The organism is Streptomyces sp. NPDC001700 (assembly GCF_053596435.1).
In genome coordinates this window covers 414,993-437,151 of record NZ_JBSFGE010000002.1, presented here as the reverse complement: position 1 = coordinate 437,151, position 22,159 = coordinate 414,993, and the positions used below count along the sequence as shown (strand labels likewise).

Annotated in this window: 1 protein-coding gene; it reads left to right on the top strand. The window is 72.4% G+C overall.

Annotation, left to right across the window (positions count from 1 at the left end; translation table 11 throughout):
• Nucleotides 1-18 precede the first annotated feature (18 nt).
• Nucleotides 19-22,149 carry an SDR family NAD(P)-dependent oxidoreductase gene (locus ACWC5C_RS05280; protein ID WP_450873844.1) on the top strand — a complete coding sequence of 7,377 codons (22,131 nt, stop codon included), beginning with the start codon at nucleotides 19-21 and terminating at the stop codon, nucleotides 22,147-22,149.
• Nucleotides 22,150-22,159 lie beyond the last annotated feature (10 nt).

The window sequence follows — 22,159 nt, the reverse complement described above, 5'->3', positions numbered from 1 at the left end:
TCGAGAGGGAACGCACGTATGAATGAGGAAAAGCTCCGTTACTTTCTCAAGCGGGTCACCGCCGACCTGCACGAGACCCGACGCCGCCTCCAGGAGGTGGAGTCGGAGGACCAGGAGCCCATCGCGATCGTCGGCATGAGCTGCCGCTACCCGGGTGGCGTCGAGTCGCCCGAGGACCTGTGGCGGCTCGTGTCCGGGGGCGGGGACGGCATTTCCGAGTTCCCCACCGACCGCGGCTGGGACATGGGGCGGCTCTTCGACGACGACCCGGACGGCTCGGGCACGAGCTACGTCCGGGAGGGCGGTTTCCTCCACGACGCCAACTACTTCGACCCGGCGTTCTTCGGCATCAGCCCGCGCGAAGCCCTCGCGATGGACCCGCAGCAGCGGCTGCTGCTGGAGACCACCTGGGAGGCGTTCGAGCGCGCGGGCATCGACGCCACCTCCGTACGCGGCACCCGCACCGGCGTCTTCGCGGGCGTCATGTACCACGACTACGCGTCGCGGCTGCGCGCCGTACCGCCCGGTGTCGAGGGCTACCTCGGCACCGGCGGCTCCAGCAGCATCGCGTCCGGCCGGGTGGCATACACCTTCGGCCTGGAGGGCCCGGCGCTCACCGTCGACACGGCGTGCTCGTCGTCCCTGGTCACCCTGCATCTGGCCATGCAGGCGCTGCGCAACGGCGAATGCTCACTCGCGCTCGCCGGTGGCGTCACCGTGATGTCGACGCCCGGCACCTTCACCGAGTTCAGCCGCCAGCGCGGACTGTCCTTCGACGGCCGCTGCAAGTCGTTCGCGGCGGCCGCCGACGGCACCGGCTGGTCAGAGGGCGCGGGCATGCTGCTCGTGGAGCGGCTGTCCGACGCGCGCAAGAACGGCCACCGGGTGCTGGCCGTCGTACGCGGCTCCGCCACCAACCAGGACGGCGCGTCCAACGGCCTCACCGCCCCCAACGGCCCGTCCCAGCAGCGCGTCATCCGCCAGGCCCTGGCCAGCGCGCGGCTGACGGCCGACCAGATCGACGTCGTCGAAGCACACGGCACCGGTACGACGCTGGGCGACCCCATCGAGGCGCAGGCGCTGCTGGCCACGTACGGCAAGGAGAAGCCCGCCGAACGGCCGCTGCTCCTCGGTTCCATCAAGTCCAACGTCGGCCACACCCAGGCCGCGGCCGGTGTCGCCGGGATCATCAAGATGGTCAAGGCCATCGAGCACGGCTATGTGCCCAAGTCCCTGCACGTGGACGAGCCGTCGCCGCACATCGACTGGTCGGCCGGGGCCGTCTCGCTGCTCACCGAGGGCCGCCCGTGGCCGGAGACCGGCCGCCCGCGCCGCGCCGCCGTGTCGTCGTTCGGCATCAGCGGCACCAACGCCCACCTGATCATCGAACAGCCCCCATTGCCGGACGAGGCCACCGACGAGGACGCCGAACCGGTTGCCACCGCGCCCCCGCGCGACCTCCCCGTCCTCCCGTGGCTGCTGTCCGGCAAGGGCGAGGACGCGCTGCGCGCCCAGGCCGCCCGGCTGCACACGTACGTCTCCGAACGCCCCGACCTGGACCCGCTGTCCACCGGCTACGCCCTCGCCACCACCCGCGCCGCCCTCCAGGACCGCGCGGCCGTCATCGCGAGCGACCGCGAGACGTTCCTCGACCGGCTCGCATCGCTCGCGGCGGGCGAGCCCGCCGCCGGGCTGGTCGAGGGCGCGGAAACCCGGGGCAAGCTGGCGTTCCTCTTCACCGGCCAGGGCAGCCAGCGGCTCGGCATGGGCCGCGAGCTGTACGCCACGTACCCGGCCTTCGCCGAGGCGTTCGACACCGTGTGCGCCGCGCTCGACCCGCGCCTCGAACGGCCGCTGAAGGATGTCCTCTTCGGGGACGACGCCGCAGCCCTGGACCGCACGGGCTTCACCCAGCCCGCGCTGTTCGCCATCGAGGTGGCGCTGTTCCGCCTCGCCGAATCGTGGGGCCTCAAGCCCGACTTCGTCTCCGGCCACTCCATCGGCGAGATCGCCGCCGCGCACGTGGCGGGCGTGCTGTCGCTCGCCGACGCCGCCCTGCTGGTGGCGGCGCGCGGCCGTCTGATGCAGCGGCTTCCGGGCGGTGGCGCGATGATCGCCGTCCAGGCGTCCGAGGACGAGGTGGTGCCGCTGCTCACCGACCGCGTGAGCATGGCCGCCCTCAACGGCCCGACGTCGGTCGTCATCGCGGGCGACGAGGACGCGGCGCTGGAGATCGCGGCGTCCTTCGAGTCCCAGGGCCGCAAGACCAAGCGGCTCACGGTCAGCCACGCGTTCCACTCGCCGTTGATGGACCCGATGCTGGAGGCGTTCCGCAAGGTCGCCGAGAGCCTGACGTACGACACCCCGAATATCCCGGTCGTCTCCAACCTGACCGGGGACATCGCCACCGCCGACTTCTGGGTACGCCACGTCCGCGAGGCAGTCCGCTTCCTCGACGGCATCCGCACCCTGGAGGCCCAGGGCGTCACCACGTACCTCGAACTCGGCCCGGACGGCGTGCTGTCCGCCATGGCGCAGGAGTGCGTCACCGGTGACGATGCGGCGTTCATCCCCGCACTGCGCTCCGGCCGCCCCGAGGCCGAGACGCTGACCACCGCCCTGGCCACCCTGCACACCCGGGGCACCGCCCCCGACTGGGAGGCGTTCTACGCGGGTACGGGCGCGGAGCGCGTCGAGCTGCCCACGTACGCCTTCCAGCGCGAGCACTACTGGCTGGACGCGGGCACCGCGTACGGCGACGTCTCCTCGGTCGGCCTCGGCACCGCCGACCATCCGCTGCTCGGCGCGGCCGTCTCGCTGGCCGCCGCGGAGGGCTTCCTGTTCACCGGGCGGCTCGCCCTGGACACCCACCCGTGGCTGGCCGACCACACCGTGATGGGCACGGTCCTGCTGCCCGGCACGGCGTTCGTGGAACTGGCCGTACGCGCCGGTGAGCAGGCCGGATGCGATCTGGTCGAGGAACTCACCCTGGAGGCCCCGCTGATCCTGCCCGAACAGGGCGGGGTCCGGCTCCAGATCGCCGTGGGCGCCGAAGACGACACCGGCCGCCGCACCCTGGCACTCCACTCCCGCCCCGACGCGGCCACCGACGACGAGCCGTGGATACGCCACGCCACGGGCCTGCTCGGGCAGAGCGCCCCGACCACCCCCTTCTCCCTGACCACCTGGCCCCCGGCGGACACCGAACAGATCTCCGTCGACACCCTTTACGAGGACCTGTCCGAGGCGGGCTTCGCCTACGGCCCGGCCTTCCAGGGCCTGCGCGCCGCGTGGCGCGGCGACGGCGAGGTCTACGCCGAGGTCGCGCTCCCCGAGGCCACCGAACCCGGCGCCGCCCTCTTCGGTCTCCACCCGGCCCTGCTGGACGCCGTCCTCCACACCATCGGCCTCAGCGACCTGACCGAAACCCCGGGCCAGGGCGGCCTCCCCTTCGCGTGGACCGGCGTCCGCGTCCACTCGGTGGGCGCGGACACGGTACGGGTCCGCCTGACCTCAGCCGCGAACGGCAAGGTGTCGCTCCAGCTGGCGGACGTAACGGGCGCCCCGGTGGCCTCCGTAGAGTCCTTGGCCCTCCGCACGGTGTCCCCGGACCAGCTCCAATCCCGCCCCGACGGCGCGGCGGAAGCCCTGTACCGAGTGTCCTGGACCCAGCTCCCACTTCCTGCCGAGCCGCTGTCCACGCCCGGCTGGGCGTTCGTGGGCCCCGACTACGCAGACCTGGACGCCCTAGCCGAAGCGATCGCTTCCGGAACGACGCCGCCGGACCACGTAGTGGTGCACCTGACATCGGACGGTGCGGCAAATCAAGCCCGTCCGGCGATTGAGGACACGCCCGAAGGGCGTCCCGCAGGCGGCGCGGCACTCGAAAGCGCGGGTGCGGCAAATCAAGCCCGTCCGGCGATTGAGGACCGGGGTCCAGGGGCAGAGCCCATGGTTTCGGGAAGGGGCGGGGTGGGGCAAGACCCCTCGCCCGCCACCACGGCGCGGCACGCCACCACTCAGGCGCTGGCGCTACTGCAGCAGTGGCTGGCCGACGACCGCTTCGCGGACTCCCGCTTGGTCGTCCTCACCTCCGGCGCCGACCTGGCACACGCCGCCGTCCGAGGCCTAGTCCGCTCCGCCCAGTCGGAGAACCCGGACCGCATCGTCCTGGTGGACACCGACGGCCAGGACGACTCGCGGGCCGCGCTGCCTGCCGCGCTCGCGAGTGGCGAGGCCGAGGTCGCGGTACGCAACGGCGAGGTCAAGGCCCCCCGCCTGGCCCGCGCCACAACCCCGGCGGAAGCCCCCGAGTGGGACCCCGAGGGCACGGTCCTGCTCACCGGAGCGACCGGCACCCTGGGCACCCTGTTCGCCCGCCACCTGGTGGCAGAGCGAGGCGTACGAAACCTCCTCCTGGTAAGCCGCCGAGGCAACGAGGCTCCCGGCGCCGCCGAACTCACCAAGGAACTCACCGAACTGGGCGCCGAGGTGCACTGGTCGGCCTGCGACGTAGCAGACCAAGACGCCCTGTCGGAAACCCTGGCAACGATCCCCGCCGCCCACCCCCTCACCGCCGTGATCCACACGGCAGGCGTGCTGGACGACGGCGTCATCGCCTCCCTCACCCCAGACCGAATCGCCAAGGTCCTGCGCCCGAAGGCAGACGCGGCCTGGAACCTCCACCACCTCACCCAGCACCTCAACCTCAGGGCATTCGTCCTCTTCTCCTCCGCCGCCGGAGTCTTCGGCGGCGCCGGACAAGGCAACTACGCGGCGGCGAACGCCTTCCTGGACGCCCTGGCCGAGCACCGCGCAGCGAACAACCTCCCCGCCACCTCCCTCGCCTGGGGCCTATGGGCCGAGCCCGGCGGCATGGCCGGAGACCTGGACGACACCGAGATCGCCCGCCTCCAGCGCGGCGGCGTAGCCGCCATCACCGCAGCCCAGGGCCGCGAACTCTTCGACGCCACGCTCGGACAGAGCGAGCCGCTCCTCGTCCCGATGCCCCTGGACATGGGGGCACTCCGCACGCAGGCAAGCGTCGGCATGCTGCCACCCCTCTTCCGCGGCCTGGTCCGCGTCCCGCCACGCCGCGCCGCGCAGGCCGCCGCGGCCGCGCAGTCCGGCGCCCTCGCCCAGCAACTGGCGAATACGGAGGCCACCGAGGCCGAGGCGATCGTCCTCACCCTGGTCCGTACGCAGGTGGCGGCCGTACTCGGCTTCGCCGGGCCCGAAACAGTCGAACCCCAACGGGCTTTCAGCGAGGTCGGTTTCGACTCGCTCACCGCCGTGGAGCTGCGCAACCGCCTCACCGCGGTCACCGGCGTCCGGCTCCCCGCCACGCTGACCTTCGACTACCCGACCCCCGCCGCCCTCGCCACGTACCTCCGGGCCGAGGCCCAGGGCAGCCAGGCCGACGCGGCAGCACCCACCGCCACCGCCACCGCGATCGCACACGACGACGACCCCATCGCCATCGTCGCGATGAGCTGCCGTTTCCCCGGCGGCGTGGCCTCGCCCGACGACCTGTGGAAGCTGGTCACCGAGGGCACGGACGCCATCACCGACATGCCCACCGACCGTGGCTGGGACATCGAGTCGCTCTACAACGACGACCCGGACCAGCAGGGCACCAGCTACGCCCGCAACGGCGGCTTCCTCCACGACGCCCACCACTTCGACCCCGTCTTCTTCGGGATCTCGCCGCGCGAAGCCCTCGCCATGGACCCGCAGCAGCGGCTGCTGCTGGAGACCACCTGGGAGGCGTTCGAGCGCGCGGGCATCGACCCGGGGACCGTGCGCGGCAGCCGGACCGGCGTCTACACGGGCGTCATGTACAACGACTACGGCACGCTGCTGCACCGCGCGCCCGATGGCCTTGAGGGCTACATGGGCACCGCCAGCTCCGGCAGCGTCGCCTCGGGCCGCGTGTCGTACACGTTCGGCCTGGAGGGCCCGGCCGTCACCGTCGACACGGCGTGCTCATCCTCCCTGGTCACCCTGCACATGGCGGTGCAGGCGCTGCGCAACGGCGAATGCTCGCTCGCCCTCGCGGGCGGCGTGACCGTCATGGCGACCCCCGGCACCTTCGTGGCGTTCAGCAAGCAGCGCGGCCTCGCGACCGACGGCCGCTGCAAGCCCTTCGCCGACGCCGCCGACGGCACGGCCTGGGGCGAGGGCGTCGGCATGCTGCTCGTGGAGCGGCTGTCGGACGCCCGCAAGAACGGCCACCCGGTGCTCGCCGTAGTACGCGGCTCCGCGATCAACCAGGACGGTGCGTCCAACGGCCTCACCGCCCCCAACGGCCCGTCCCAGCAGCGCGTCATCCGCCAGGCCCTGGCCGGGGCCCAGCTGTCCGCCGCCGAGATCGACGCCGTCGAGGCGCACGGCACCGGTACGACGCTGGGCGACCCGATCGAGGCGCAGGCGCTGCTGGCCACCTACGGCCAGGAGCACACCGAGGACGCGCCGCTGTGGCTCGGCTCGGTGAAGTCCAACTTCGGCCACACTCAGGCCGCGGCCGGTGTCGCCGGAATCATCAAGATGGTCAAGGCCATCGAGCACGGCGTCCTCCCCAGGACCCTGCACGTGGACGAGCCGTCCGCACACGTGGACTGGTCGGCGGGCGCGGTGTCGCTGCTCACCGAACAGCAGACGTGGCCGGACACCGGCCGCCCGCGCCGCGCCGCCGTGTCGTCGTTCGGCATCAGCGGCACCAACGCGCACACCATCATCGAGCAGGCCCCGGAGCTGCGGCAGACCGATGCGAGGGTGGAGCCCCGGGCCCTTCCGCTGGTCCCCTGGGTGCTGTCCGGTAAGGACGAGGACGCCCTGCGGGCTCAGGCCGCCCGGCTCCACAGCCATGTGGCCGAGCACCCCGACCTGGACCCGGTGTCGGTCGGCCACTCGCTGGCCACCACCCGCGCGTCGCTGGAGCACCGGGCGGCCGTCGTCGCCGGTGACCGCGCGACCTTCCTGGACCGGCTCGCCGCGCTGGCCGCTGGTGAGCCCGCGACGGGAGTGGTCCAGGACGCGGAGACCCGAGGGAAGCTGGCGGTTCTCTTCACCGGTCAGGGCAGCCAGCGCCTGGGTATGGGGCGTGAGCTGTACGCGGCGTACCCGGTCTTCGCGGAGGCGCTGGACACGGTCTGCGATGCGCTGGACCGACACCTCGAACAGCCGCTGAAGACGGTGGTGTTCGGGGACGACGCCGAGGCGTTGGACCAGACCGGCTTCACCCAGCCCGCGCTGTTCGCCATCGAGGTGGCGCTGTTCCGGCTGGTCGAGGCGTGGGGCCTCAAGCCCGACTTCCTGTCCGGCCACTCCATCGGCGAGATCGCCGCCGCGCATGTGGCGGGTGTGCTGTCGCTCGCCGACGCCGCGAAGCTGGTGGCCGCGCGTGGTCGGCTCATGCAGGAGCTTCCGGCGGGCGGCGCGATGGTCGCCGTGCAGGCTTCGGAGGACGAGGTTCTGCCGCTGCTCGGTGGTGGTGTGAGCATTGGCGCCCTCAACGGGCCCACTTCGGTGGTCATCGCGGGTGACGACGATGCCGTGGCTGAGGTCGCTTCCAGTTTCGAGGCGCAGGGTCGTAAGACCAAGCGGCTCACCGTCAGCCACGCTTTCCACTCGCCCCGCATGGACGGAATGCTCGACGCCTTCCGCGAGGTGGCGCAGGGGCTGTCGTACGAGGCCCCGCGCCTCCCGATCGTGTCCAACCTGACCGGCGAAGTGGTCTCCGCCGAGGAGATCGCCACCGCTGACTTCTGGGTACGTCACGTCCGCGAGGCGGTCCGCTTCCTCGACGGTGTCCGCACCCTCGAAGCGCAGGGCGTGACGACGTACGTCGAGCTGGGCCCGGACGGTGTGCTCACCGCCATGGCGCAGGAGTGCGTCACCGCTGAGGACGCGGCGTTCACGGCCGCGCTGCGCTCCGGCCGCCCCGAGGCCGAGAGCCTGACGACCGCCGTCGGCGCCCTGCACACCCGGGGCGCGGCCCTGGACTGGGAGGCGTACTACGCGGGTACGGGCGCGCAGCGCGTCGAGCTGCCCACGTACGCCTTCCAGCACGAGCGCTACTGGATCGAGGTCCCGGACTCGGTGGGCGACGTGACGTTCGCCGGTCTGGGCTCGGCCGATCATCCGCTGCTCGGTACGGCCGTGTCCCTGGCCGCTGCGGAGGGCTTCCTGTTCACCGGGCGGCTTTCGCTGGAGACGCACCCGTGGCTGGCCGACCACGCGGTGATGGGTTCGGTGCTGCTGCCCGGTACCGCGTTCGTGGAGCTGGCGGTACGCGCTGGTGAGCAGGTCGGCTGCGATCTGGTGGAGGAGCTGACCCTTGAGGCGCCGCTGATCCTGCCCGAGCGCGGCGGAATCCAGCTGCAGATCGCCGTGGGCGCCGAGGACGACTCCGGTCTCCGCGCCTTCGAACTCCACGCGCGTCCCGATGTGGGCGATGACGAGGTGCCGTGGGTGCGGCATGCCACGGGTGTGCTCGTGGAGAGCGCGCCGCTGTCGGCCCCGTCGTTCGAGCTGAGCGCTTGGCCGCCTGCGGGTGCCGAGCGGATCGCGATCGATGGGCTGTACGAGGGGCTGGCCGAGGCGGGCTTCGGCTACGGCCCGGTCTTCCAGGGGCTGCGGGCCGCCTGGCGGGGCGACGGCGAGGTCTACGCCGAGGTCGCGCTGCCCGAGGGCGTCGAGCCCGGTGCGGACCTGTTCGGGCTCCACCCGGCGCTGCTGGACGCCGTACTGCACGCCATCACGCTCGGTGGCCTGACCGAGAACCTGGGCGGCGCGCTGCCCTTCTCCTGGACCGGTGTCCGCGTCCATTCGGTGGGTGCGGACAGCGTGCGGGTGCGGCTGTCGTCGGCCGCGAACGGCACGGTGGCGCTGCAACTGGCCGATGTGACCGGTGCCCCGGTGGCGTCGGTGGAACGGCTCGCATTGCGTGCGGTGTCCCCGGAGCAGCTGGGTGCCGATCAGGCTCGTGGCGGCGCGGCGGACGCGCTGTTCCGCGTGGACTGGATCGCGGTCCCGACCGCGTCCGGATTCAACGGGCGCGTGGCGGTCGTGGGCGCGGATGTCCCCGGCCTCGGTGCCCTCGGTGTCGAGGCCGAGACGTACGCGGATCTGGCCGCGCTGGTCGAGGCGGTCGCGGCCGGTGCCACGGCCCCGGACCATGTGGTGGTGTCCGCGCGGACGGCCTTGGGCGAGGCCGACTCGCCTGCCACCGTGGCGCATCAGAGCGCCGATCACGTCCTCGCTCTGCTGCAGACGTGGCTGGCCGAGGACCGGTTCGCGGACTCGCGCCTGGTCGTGCTCACCCAGGGCGCGGTGTCCACGACGGGCACCGACGACCCGGTGACCGAGCCCGCGCAGGCGACCGTGACCGGCCTGATCCGCTCCGCGCAGTCGGAGAACATCGGGCGCGTCATCCTGGTGGACCTCGATGACCACGCGGACTCGCTCGCCGCTCTTCCCGCCGCCCTGGAAGCGGGCGAGCAGGAACTTGCCGTACGCCAGGGCGCGGTCATGACTCCGCGTCTGGCCCGGACCACCATCGCCCCCGCCACCGACCGGGAGCCCGCCGTCTTCGACGCGGAGGGCACGGTACTGATCACCGGTGCCGGTGGCACGCTGGGCAATCTCTTCGCCCGCCATCTGGTGACCGAGCGCGGTGTGCGTCGGTTGCTGCTGGTCAGCCGCCGTGGCGACCAGGCTCCCGGTGCCGCTGAACTGACGGCCGAGCTGGCCGAGTTGGGCGCCGAGGCGCGGTGGGTCGCCTGCGACGTGGCCGACCGGGATGCGCTGGCTGGCGTCATCGCGTCCGTTCCCGCCGAGCATCCGTTGACGGCCGTCATGCACACCGCCGGTGTGCTGGACGACGGTGTGATCGGATCGCTGACACCGGAGCGTATGGCGGGTGTGCTGCGCCCGAAGGTGGACGCGGCATGGAATCTGCATGAGCTGACGGCGGACTTGGACCTGGCCGCCTTTGTGCTGTTCTCCTCCGCCGCCGGAGTCTTCGGCGGCGCGGGGCAGGGCAACTACGCGGCGGCGAACGCCTTCCTGGACGCCCTCGCCCAGCACCGCCGTGCCCAGGGTCTGCCCGCCACCTCCTTCGCCTGGGGCCTGTGGGCGGAATCCGGTGGCATGGCCGGAGACCTGGACGAGGCGGAGATCGCCCGCCTCCAGCGCGGCGGCATCGGCGCCATCACCGCTGACCAGGGCCTGGAGCTGTTCGACCTCGCGGACGCCGCCAACGAGGCGCTGCTGGTGCCGGTGCCGCTCGACCTGGCGGCGTTGCGTGAGCAGGCGGGTGCGGGGATGCTGCCGCCGCTCTTCCGTGGTCTGGTGCGCGTACCGCCGAGGCGGGCCGCTCGGGCCGCTGCGGCGGCGCGGTCGGGTGCGTTGGCGCGGCAGCTGGCCGGGGCCTCCGTGGCCGAGGCCGAGGCGATCGTGCTGGGTGTGGTGCGTGCGCAGGTGGCGGCCGTGCTCGGCTTTGCCGGGCCTGAGGCCGTGGATCCGCAGCGTGCGTTCAGCGAGGTCGGTTTCGACTCGCTCACCGCTGTCGAGCTGCGCAACCGTCTGACCTCGGTCAGCGGTGTCCGGCTGCCCGCCACGCTGATCTTCGACTACCCGAACCCGATCGCCCTCGCCGCGTTCCTGCGGGCCGAGGCCCAGGGCAGCCAGGAAGATGTCGCCGGACCGGTCGCGGCTGTCAGGGCGGGGGATGACGAGCCGATCGCCATCGTCGCGATGAGCTGCCGTTTCCCCGGTGGCGTGGCCTCGCCCGAGGACCTGTGGAAGCTGGTCACCGAGGGCACGGACGCCATCACCGACATGCCCACGGACCGTGGCTGGGATACCGAGGCGCTGTACGGCGACGACCCGGACCAGCGGGGCACCAGCTACGCCCGTAACGGCGGCTTCCTCCACGACGCCCACCACTTCGACCCGGTCTTCTTCGGGATCTCGCCGCGCGAGGCCCTCGCGATGGACCCGCAGCAGCGGTTGCTGCTGGAGACGTCGTGGGAGGCGTTCGAGCGCGCGGGCATCGACCCGGGGACCGTGCGCGGCAGCCGGACCGGTGTCTACACGGGCGTGATGTACAACGACTACGGCACGCTGCTGCACCGCGCGCCCGATGGCCTTGAGGGCTACATCAGCACCGCGAGTTCGGGCAGCGTGGCCTCGGGCCGGGTGTCCTACACCTTTGGCCTGGAGGGTCCGGCGGTCACGGTCGACACGGCGTGTTCGTCGTCGCTGGTCACCTTGCACATGGCGGTGCAGGCGCTGCGTAACGGCGAATGCTCGCTCGCCCTCGCGGGCGGTGTCACCGTCATGGCGACCCCGGGTACGTTCGTGGCGTTCAGCAAGCAGCGTGGGCTCGCGACCGATGGTCGCTGCAAGCCGTTCGCGGCGGGCGCTGACGGTACGGCGTGGGGTGAGGGTGTCGGCATGCTGCTCGTGGAGCGGCTGTCGGACGCGCGGAAGAACGGCCACCCGGTCCTCGCGGTCGTACGCGGCTCCGCCATCAACCAGGACGGCGCTTCGAATGGTCTGACGGCGCCCAACGGCCCGTCCCAGCAGCGCGTCATCCGCCAGGCCCTCGCCAACGCCCGGCTGTCCGCCGCCGAGGTGGACGCCGTCGAGGCGCATGGCACCGGTACGACGCTGGGTGACCCGATCGAGGCGCAGGCGCTGCTGGCCACCTACGGGCAGGAGCGCGACGAGGACGCGCCGCTGTGGCTGGGTTCGGTGAAGTCGAACTTCGGCCACACCCAGGCTGCGGCCGGTGTCGCCGGGCTCATCAAGATGGTCAAGGCCATTGAGCACGGTGTGTTGCCCAGGACCCTGCACGTGGATGAGCCGTCGCCGCATGTGGACTGGTCGATGGGTGCGGTCTCGCTGCTGACCGAGCAGTTGGAGTGGCCGGAGACCGGCCGCCCACGCCGCGCCGCCGTGTCGTCGTTCGGCATCAGTGGTACCAACGCGCACACCATCATCGAGCAGGCGCCCGCCGAGAAGCGGCAGCTGGACGCGCAGCAGGACACCCCGGAGACCGGCGGTGTGCTGCCGTGGCCGCTGTCCGCCAGGGGCGAGGCGGGCTTGCGCGCGCAGGCCGCCAAGCTGCTGGCCCACCTCGACGCCGACCCGGGTCTGCGTCCGGCCGACATCGGCTACTCGTTGGCCACCACCCGCGCCGCCTTCGATCGGCGCGCGGTCCTGGTGGGCACCGACCGGGACGACTTCATCCGCGCCCTGACGGCGCTGGCCCAGGGTGAGGTTCCGGTCCAGGGCATCGGGACGTCCGACAAGACGGCGTTCGTGTTCCCGGGGCAGGGCTCGCAGTGGGCGGGCATGGCCGTGGAGTTGATGAACACGGCACCGGCGTTCGCGGCCCGTATCCACGAGTGTGCCGCCGCTCTGGCGGAGTTCACCGACTGGTCGTTGGTGGATGTGCTGCGGGGTGCGGAGGGTGCGCCGTCGCTGGAGCGCGTCGATGTGGTTCAGCCGGTGCTGTTCTCCGTGATGGTGTCCCTCGCTGAGCTGTGGCGTTCGTTCGGCGTCGAGCCGTCCGCCGTGGTCGGCCACTCGCAGGGTGAGATCGCGGCCGCGTGCGTGGCCGGGATTCTGTCGCTGCAGGATGCCGCGCGCGTGGTGACCTTGCGCAGCCAGGCCATTGGCCGGGTGCTGGCGGGTCGGGGCGGCATGGTGTCGGTGGCGCTGCCGGTGTCCGAGGTACGGGAGCGGATCGCGCCGTGGGGCGAGGAGCGCATCTCGGTGGCCGCCGTGAACGGCCCCTCGGCCGTGGTGGTTTCGGGCGAACCGGCCGCCCTGGATGAGCTGCTGGCGTCCTGCGAGGCGGATGAGGTCCGCGCCCGCCGGGTGCCGGTGGACTACGCGTCGCACTCCGCGCAGGTGGAGTTGCTGCGCGATGAGCTGCTGGAGCTGCTGGCCCCCGTACAGCCGCAGGCGGCCACGGTGCCGTTCCTGTCGACGGTGACGGGGGAGTGGGTCGAGGGCCCCGAGCTGGACGCCGAGTACTGGTTCACCAACCTCCGTCGCACCGTCGAACTCGAAGGCGCAGTCCGGCGGTTGCTGGACGAGGGCTTCGGTGTGTTCATCGAGTCCAGCGCCCACCCGGTGCTGACCATGGGCGTGCAGGACACCGCCGAGTACGCCGGGCTGGACGCGGCCGCGATCGGCTCGCTGCGCCGCGACGCGGGTGGCCTGGACCGCTTCTGGACCTCCCTCGGTGAGGCGTGGTCGCGTGGCGTGTCCGTGGACTGGGACGCGGTGTTCGAGGGGACCGGCGCACGCCGTACGGACCTGCCCACGTACGCCTTCCAGCACGAGCGTTACTGGATCGAGGTCCCGGCCACGGTGGGCGATGTCGCCTCCGCCGGTCTGGGCGCCGCCGGTCACCCGCTGCTGGGTGCGGCCGTCGAACTGCCGGACTTCGAGGGCTTCCTGTTCACCGGGCGGCTTTCGCTGGAGACGCACCCGTGGCTGGCCGACCACGCGGTGATGGGTTCGGTCCTGCTGCCCGGTACCGCGTTCGTGGAGCTGGCCGTACGCGCCGGTGAGCAGGTCGGCTGCGATCTGGTGGAGGAGCTGACCCTTGAGGCGCCGCTGATCCTGCCCGAGCGCGGCGGGATTCAGCTGCAGATCGCCGTGGCCGCCCAGGACGGCTCCGGCCGCCGCGCCCTTGCCCTGCACTCGCGTCCCGATGTGGGCGATGACGAGGTGCCGTGGGTGCGGCATGCCACGGGTGTGCTCGTGGAGAGCGCGCCGCTGTCGGCCCCGTCGTTCGAGCTGAGTGCCTGGCCGCCCGCCGGTGCCGAGCGGATCGAGATCGACGGCCTGTACGAGGGGCTGGCCGAGGCGGGCTTCGGCTACGGCCCGGCCTTCCAGGGAGTACGGGCCGCCTGGCGCGGCGACGGCGAGGTCTACGCCGAGGTCGCGCTGCCCGAGGGCGTCGAGCCCGGCGCGGACCTGTTCGGACTGCATCCCGCGCTGCTGGACGCCGTACTGCACGCCATCGCCCTGGGCGACTTGGCGGAGAACCTGGACGGGGTCGGACTGCCCTTCTCCTGGACGGGTGTCCGCGTCCATTCGGTGGGTGCGGACAGCGTGCGGGTGCGGCTGTCGTCGGCCGGGAACGGCACGGTGGCGTTCCAGCTCGCTGATGTGACCGGTGCTCCGGTGGCGTCGGTGGAGCGGCTGGCGCTGCGCACTGTGTCGCCCGAGCAGCTGGGTGCCGATCAGGCCGGTGGCGACGCGGCGGACGCCCTGTTCCGGGTGGACTGGATCGCGGTCCCGACCGCGTCCGGATTCAACGGGCGCGTGGCGGTCGTGGGCCCGGACGTCCCCGGCCTCGGTGTCGAGGCCGAGACGTACGCCGATCTGGCCGCGCTGGCCGAGGCGATCGCGGCCGGTGCCACGGCCCCGGACCATGTGGTGGTGTCCGCGCGGACGCCCTCGGGCGAGGCCGACTCGCCGGTCGCCATGGCGCACGAGATCGCTGACCACGCTCTGACCCTGCTGCAGACGTGGCTGGCCGAGGAGCGCTTCGCGGACTCGCGCCTGGTCGTCCTCACCCAGGGCGCGGTGGCCACCGCCACCGACGACCCGGCGACCAGCCTGGCCCAGACGACCGTGACCGGCCTGATCCGCTCCGCGCAGTCGGAGAATCCCGGCCGCGTCATCCTGGTGGACCTCGACGGCCACCCGGACTCGGTCACCGCCGTCCCCGCCGCCCTGGAATCGGGCGAGCAGGAACTCGCCGTACGCCAGGGCGCGGCCAAGGCTCCGAGGCTGGCCCGCGCCACCGCTCCCGCCGCCGACGAGGAGATCCCTTCGTTCGGTTCGGACGGCACGGTGCTGATCACCGGTGCCGGTGGCATGCTGGGCAATCTCTTCGCCCGCCATCTGGTGACCGAGCGCGGTGTACGTCGGCTGCTGCTGGTCAGCCGCCGTGGTGACCAGGCTCCCGGTGCCGCTGAACTGACGGACGAGCTGGCCGAGTTGGGCGCCGAGGCGCGGTGGGTCGCGTGTGACGTGGCCGACCGGGACGCGCTGGCTGGCGTCATCGCGTCCGTTCCCGCCGAGCATCCGCTGACGGCCGTGATGCACACCGCCGGTGTGCTGGATGACGGTGTGATCGGGGCGCTGACCCCGGAGCGTATGGCGGGTGTGCTGCGTCCGAAGGTGGACGCGGCCTGGAACCTGCATGAGCTGACGGCCGATCTGGACTTGGCCGCGTTTGTGCTGTTCTCCTCCGCCGCTGGTGTCTTCGGTGGCGCGGGGCAGGGCAACTACGCGGCGGCCAACTCGTTCCTGGACGCCCTCGCTCAGCACCGCCGTGCCCAGGGCCTGCCCGCCACCTCCCTCGCCTGGGGCCTGTGGGCCGAGGCCAGTGCCATGACCGGGGAGCTGGACGAGGCGGAGATCGCCCGCTTGCGGCGCGGTGGTGTCGTCGCCCTCACTCCCGATCAGGGCCTGGAGCTGTTCGATCTCGCGGACGCCGCTGACCAGGCGCTGCTGGTGCCGATGCCGCTCGATCTGGCCGCACTCCGCGCTCAGGCGAGCGTCGGGATGCTGCCGCCGCTCTTCCGTGGTCTGGTGCGCGTACCGCCGCGTCGGGCAGCTCAGGCGGCAGCGGCGGCGCAGTCCGGCGCGCTGGCACAGCAGCTGGCCGGGACGTCCGACGCCGAGGCCGAGGCGATCGTGCTGGACGTGGTCCGTACGCAGGTGGCGGCCGTACTCGGCTACGCCGGACCCGAAGCGGTCGAACCGCAGCGTGCGTTCAGCGAGGTCGGTTTCGACTCCCTCACGGCTGTCGAGCTGCGCAACCGTCTGACCTCGGTCAGCGGTGTCCGCCTCCCGGCCACGCTGATCTTCGACTACCCGAACCCGATCACCCTCGCCACGTTCCTGCGGGCCGAGGCCCAGGGCAGCCAGTCGGACGCGGCCGCACCGGTCGTCGCCTCCAAGGTGGTCGACGACGACCCCATCGCCATCGTCGCGATGAGCTGCCGTTTCCCCGGCGGGGTGACATCGCCCGAGGAACTGTGGAAGCTGGTGGTGGACGGCACCGACGCCATCACCGACATGCCCACCGACCGTGGTTGGGACATCGAGTCGCTCTACGACGACGACCCGGACCAGCGCGGCACCAGCTACGCCCGCAACGGTGGCTTCCTGCATGACGCCCCCGACTTCGATCCGGTGTTCTTCGGAATCTCGCCGCGTGAGGCCCTCGCCATGGACCCGCAGCAGCGGTTGCTGCTGGAGACGTCATGGGAGGCGTTCGAGCGCGCGGGCATCGACCCGGCCGGGCTGCGGGGCAGCCAGACCGGCGTCTACACGGGCGTGATGTACAACGACTACGGATCGCTCCTCTACCGCGCGCCCGATGGTCTTGAGGGCTACATCAGCACCGCGAGTTCGGGCAGCGTCGCTTCGGGCCGCGTGTCGTACACGTTCGGCCTGGAGGGCCCGGCGGTCACCGTCGACACGGCGTGCTCGTCGTCGCTGGTCACCTTGCACATGGCGGTGCAGGCGCTGCGCAACGGCGAATGCTCGCTCGCCCTCGCGGGCGGTGTCACCGTCATGGCGACCCCGGGTACGTTCGTGGCGTTCAGCAAGCAGCGTGGGCTCGCGACCGATGGTCGCTGCAAGCCGTTCGCGGCGGGCGCTGACGGTACGGCGTGGGGCGAGGGTGTCGGCATGCTGCTGGTGGAGCGGCTGTCGGACGCGCGGAAGAACGGTCACCCGGTGCTCGCGGTCGTACGTGGCTCCGCCATCAACCAGGACGGTGCGTCCAACGGCCTCACCGCCCCCAACGGCCCGTCTCAGCAGCGCGTCATCCGGCAGGCGCTCGCCAACGCGCGACTGTCCGCCGCCGAGATCGATGCGGTCGAGGCGCACGGCACGGGTACGACGCTGGGTGACCCGATCGAGGCGCAGGCGCTGCTGGCCACGTACGGTCAGGAGCGCGACGAGGACGCCCCGCTGTGGCTGGGTTCGGTGAAGTCGAACTTCGGGCACACGCAGGCTGCGGCCGGTGTCGCTGGGCTCATCAAGATGGTCAAGGCCATTGAGCACGGTGTGTTGCCCAGGACGTTGCACGTGGATGAGCCGTCGCCGCATGTGGACTGGTCGATGGGTGCGGTCTCGCTGCTCACCGAGCAGTTGGAGTGGCCGGAGACCGGCCGTCCGCGTCGCGCCGCCGTGTCGTCGTTCGGCATCAGTGGCACCAACGCGCACACCATCATCGAGCAGGCCCCGGAGCCACGGAAGACGGGTAGCACGGCCTCCGTTGAGCCCCAGACCCTTCCGATGCTGCCGTGGGTGGTGTCCGGCAAGAGCCAGGACGCCCTGCGGGCTCAGGCCGCCCGGCTCCACAGCCATGTGGCCGAGCGCGCCGACCTGGATCCGGTGTCGGTCGGCTACTCGCTGGCCACGTCCCGTACGGCGCTGGAGCACCGGGCGGCCGTCGTCGCCGGTGACCGCGCGACCTTCCTGGAGCGGCTCGCCGCGCTCGCCGCTGGCGAGTTCGCTGCCGGAGTGGTTCAGGGCGTGGAGACCCGGGGCAAGGTGGCGGTTCTCTTCACCGGTCAGGGCAGCCAGCGCCTGGGTATGGGGCGCGAGCTGTACGCGGCGTACCCGGTGTTCGCGGAGGCGCTGGACACGGTCTGCGATGAGCTGGACCGGCACCTCGAACAGCCGCTGAAGACGGTGGTGTTCGGGGACGACGCCGACGCGCTGGACCAGACCGGGTACACCCAGCCCGCGCTGTTCGCCATCGAGGTGGCGCTGTTCCGCCTCGTCGCATCGTGGGGCGTGAAGCCGGATATGGTCTCCGGCCACTCCATCGGCGAGATCGCCGCCGCGCATGTCGCGGGTGTGCTCTCGCTCGCGGACGCGGCGAAGCTGGTGGCGGCTCGCGGCCGCTTGATGCAGGAGCTTCCGGCGGACGGGGCGATGATCGCCGTCCAGGCGTCGGAGGACGAGGTGGCGCCGCTGCTCACCGAGGGCGTCAGCATCGCCGCCCTCAACGGACCTACGTCGGTGGTCGTCGCCGGTGAGGAGAATGCCACCGTCGCGGTCGCCGCGTCCTTCGAGGCGCGGGGTCGTAAGACCAAGCGGCTCACCGTCAGCCACGCGTTCCACTCGCTGCTGATGGAGCCGATGCTGCAGCCGTTCCGTGAGGTCGCGGAGAGCCTGACGTACCACGCACCGAAGATCCCGGTGGTCTCCAACCTCACCGGCGGTGTCGCCGGGGAGGAGATCGTGACGGCCGACTTCTGGGTACGCCACGTCCGCGAGACCGTCCGCTTCCTCGACGGTGTCCGCGCGCTCGAAGCGCAGGGCGTGACGACGTACGTCGAGCTGGGCCCGGACGGTGTGCTCACCGCCATGGCTCAGGAGTCCGTCACCGCCGAGGACGCGGCGTTCGTGGCCGCGCTCCGCAAGGACCGTCCCGAGGCCGAGGCGCTGACGACGGCCGTTGCCGCTCTGCACACCCGGGGCGTGGCGCTGGACTGGGAGGCGTACTACGCGGGCACGGGCGCGCAGCGCGTCGAGCTGCCCACGTACGCCTTCCAGCATGAGCGGTACTGGATCGAGGTCCCGGCCTCGGTGGGCGATGTCGCCTCCGCCGGTCTGGGCTCCGCCGATCACCCGCTGCTCGGCGCGGCCGTCGAACTGCCGGACTCCGACGGCTTCCTGTTCGCCGGGCGGCTCTCCCTCCACACCCACCCCTGGCTCGCCGACCACACCGTGGCCGGTACCGCGCTGCTGCCGGGCACCGCCTTCGTCGAACTGGCGATCCGGGCGGGCGACCAGGTGGGCTGTGACCTGCTGGAGGAGCTGACCCTTGAGGCGCCGCTGATCCTGCCCGAGCGGGGCGGCGTCCAGCTGCGGCTGACCGTCGGCGTGCCCGACACGGACGGACGCCGGACGCTGGATGTCTACTCCCGCCCGGAGCCGGACGCGGGCCGGGGCGACGGCAAGGACCAGCCCTGGAGCCGTAACGCCAGCGGTGTCCTCGCCTCCGGCGCGCCCGCCGACACTGCACAGACCCTGGCCGCATGGCCGCCCGCCGAAGCGGTCGCCATCGAGCTGGACGACTTCTACGAGCGGTTCGCCGCCGCCGGTATCGGCTACGGTCCCGCGTTCCAGGGGCTGACGGCCGCCTGGCGACGCGGTGACGAGGTCTTCGCCGAACTCCGGCTGGAGCAGCGGCAGCAGACCGAGGCCGCGCTGTTCGGGTTGCACCCGGCACTGCTGGACTCCGCGCTGCACGGCGTGGCGCTGGGTGACTTCGTGGGCGCCGACTCCGATGGGATCCGGCTGCCGTTCTCCTGGAGCGGTGTCACCCTCCACACGTCGGGCGCCACGGCGCTGCGCGTACGGATCGCACCGGCCGGGCCGGACGCGGTGGCCGTGGCCGTCGCGGACGAGAACGGCGGCGCGGTCGCGTCGGTGGACTCCCTGATGCTGCGGAGCATCGCCCCGGAGCAGCTGCACGCGGCCCAAGTGACGTACCACGAATCGCTGTTCCGGCTGGAGTGGACTGCGGTGCCGGTGCCCTCGGTGGCCCCCGAAGCCACCCGCTGGGCCCTGGTCGGTACGGACACCCTGGGGCTCATCGCCGCGCTGGAGTCCACCGGGGCCGAGTGCGATGTGTTCCCCGATCTGGCCGAGCTGGCGGCCGTGGTGGCCTCCGGCGGGCAGCGGCCGGACGTCGTCCTCCTCCCGCACACCACCGCCGCCGCCACCTCCGGTGATGTGGCCGAGGGCGCCAGGCTGGCCGCCCACGCCGCGCTGGAGAGCGCGCAGGCGTGGCTGGCGGAGGAGGGCTTCGCCGGGGCGCGGCTGGCGTACGTCACCCGTGGCGCCGTCGCCACGCGCCCGGATGCCGAGGTGTCCGACCTGGCGAACGCGCCCGTATGGGGTCTGATCCGCACCGCCCAGACCGAGAACCCGGACCGCTTCCTGCTGCTGGATCTGGACGGCGATAAGGCACCGGCCGCCGCGCTCACAGCGGCGGCGAACAGTGGTGAGCCGCAGCTCGCCGTCCGTGCGGGCGGCCTGTACGTGCCCCGGCTGGCCAAGGTGGCCACCGCTCCGGAAGCGGAGGGGCTGCCAGGGTTCGACCCGGACGGCACGGTGCTCATCACCGGCGCCACCGGTGTCCTCGGCGGGCAGCTCGCCCGCCATCTGGTGGCCGGGCACGGGGTGCGGCATCTGCTGCTGGGCAGCCGCCGGGGGCACAGCGCCGAGGGAATGCCGGAGCTGATCGCCGAACTGATGGAGCAGGGCGCGGAGGTGACCGTCGCGGCCTGCGACGTGGCCGACCGTGACGCGCTGTCGGCGATGCTGGCCGAGGTGGACCCGGCGCATCCGCTCACCGCCGTGGTGCACACGGCGGGTGTGCTGGACGACGGGCCGCTGCCCGCGCTCACCCCGGACCGGATCGACACGGTGTTCCGGCCGAAGGTGGACGCCGCCCGGAACCTGGACGAGCTGACCCGCGATCTCGACCTCACCGCGTTCGTGCTGTTCTCGTCCGTAGCGGGCACCTTCGGTGCTCCGGGCCAGGCCAACTACGCCGCCGCCAACGTCTTCCTGGACGCCCTCGCCGCGCAGCGCCGCTCCGCCGGACTGCCCGCCCTCTCGCTGGCCTGGGGCATGTGGGACCAGCGCAGCGCGATGACCGGCACCATGACGGACGCGGACGTACGGCGTATCGCGCGTTCCGGGATGGCGCCGCTGTCCTCGCGGGACGGTCTGGAGCTGTTCGACACGGCGTGTGCGATCGACGGTGAGGCGGTGCTCGTACCGCTCCACCTGGACACCGCGCCGCTGCGCGAGCAGGCCGCCGAGGGCGCGCTGCCCGCCGTGTTCCGCGGACTGGTCCGGGCGATGCCCAAGCGGCGCACGGCAGCGGCGGCGGCGGCCGACGCGGGTGGCCCCTCGCTGGCGCGGCGACTGGCCGGGCAGGACGAGGCGGAGCGGGAGAAGACCCTGCTGGACCTGGTCCGTGGCCACGCCGCCGTGGTCCTCGGCTTCGAGGACCCGGAGGCCGTGGGCGCCGCGCGTGGCTTCCTGGAGCTGGGCTTCGACTCCCTGACCTCCGTCGAGCTGCGCAACCGGCTCAATGCCGCGACCGGGCTGCGGCTGCCCCCGACGCTGCTCTTCGACCACCCGACGCCCGAGCTGGTCGCCCGGCAGCTGCTCACCGGGCTGGCCGGTTCGGTGGCCGCCGAGGGCGGTACGGGGTCGGCGGCCGGGCAGCCGGAGATGGCGGGCGCGGAGCCGTCGGCCGTGTTCGGCGCGATGATGCGGGAAGCCGAACAGCTCGGTCAGCAGGGGGAGTTCACCCGGATGCTGATGGAGGTCTCGCGGTTCCGGCCCTCGTTCTCAAGCGCCGCCGAGCTGGACAAGGCGCCCACGCTGGTGCGGCTGTCCAGCGGGGACGCGCGGCCCGCGCTGGTGTGCTTCCCCTCGATCCTGTCGATCGGAGGCCCGCACCAGTACGCGCGGTTCGCCGCCGGATTCCGTGGCCACCGGGACGTCTGGGCGCTGGGCAACCCCGGTTTCGTCGCCGGGGAGCGGCTTCCGGCGAACCCGGAGGCGGTGATCGAGGCGCAGGCCGAGGCGGTGCTGCGACAGACCGACGGGCAGCCGTTCGTGCTGCTGGGCCACTCCTCGGGCGGGCTGCTCGCCCATGAGGTGGCGGCGCGGCTGGAGAGCACCGGGGTCTTCCCGGACGCGGTGGTGCTGCTCGACATCTACTCGCACGACCCGGAGGCGGCCATGGCACTCCAGCCCGGTCTGCGGGCCGGGATCGGCGAGCGGAGCACGGGCCCGGTGCCGGTGGACGACGCCCGGCTGCTGGCCATGGGCGCGTACTTCCGGTTGTTCGGACAGTGGCAGCCGCGCGAGGTCAAGACGCCGACCCTGCTGGTCCGGGCCGAGGAGCAGTTCTTCGACTGGTCCCGCGACGGGGACTGGCGGTCGTACTGGGAGCTGCCCCACACCGTGCGCGATGTGCCGGGACACCACTTCACCATGATGGAGGACCACGCCGGTACGACCGCGCGAGCGGTGGAGGACTGGCTGTCGGACTGACGGGCGCTCC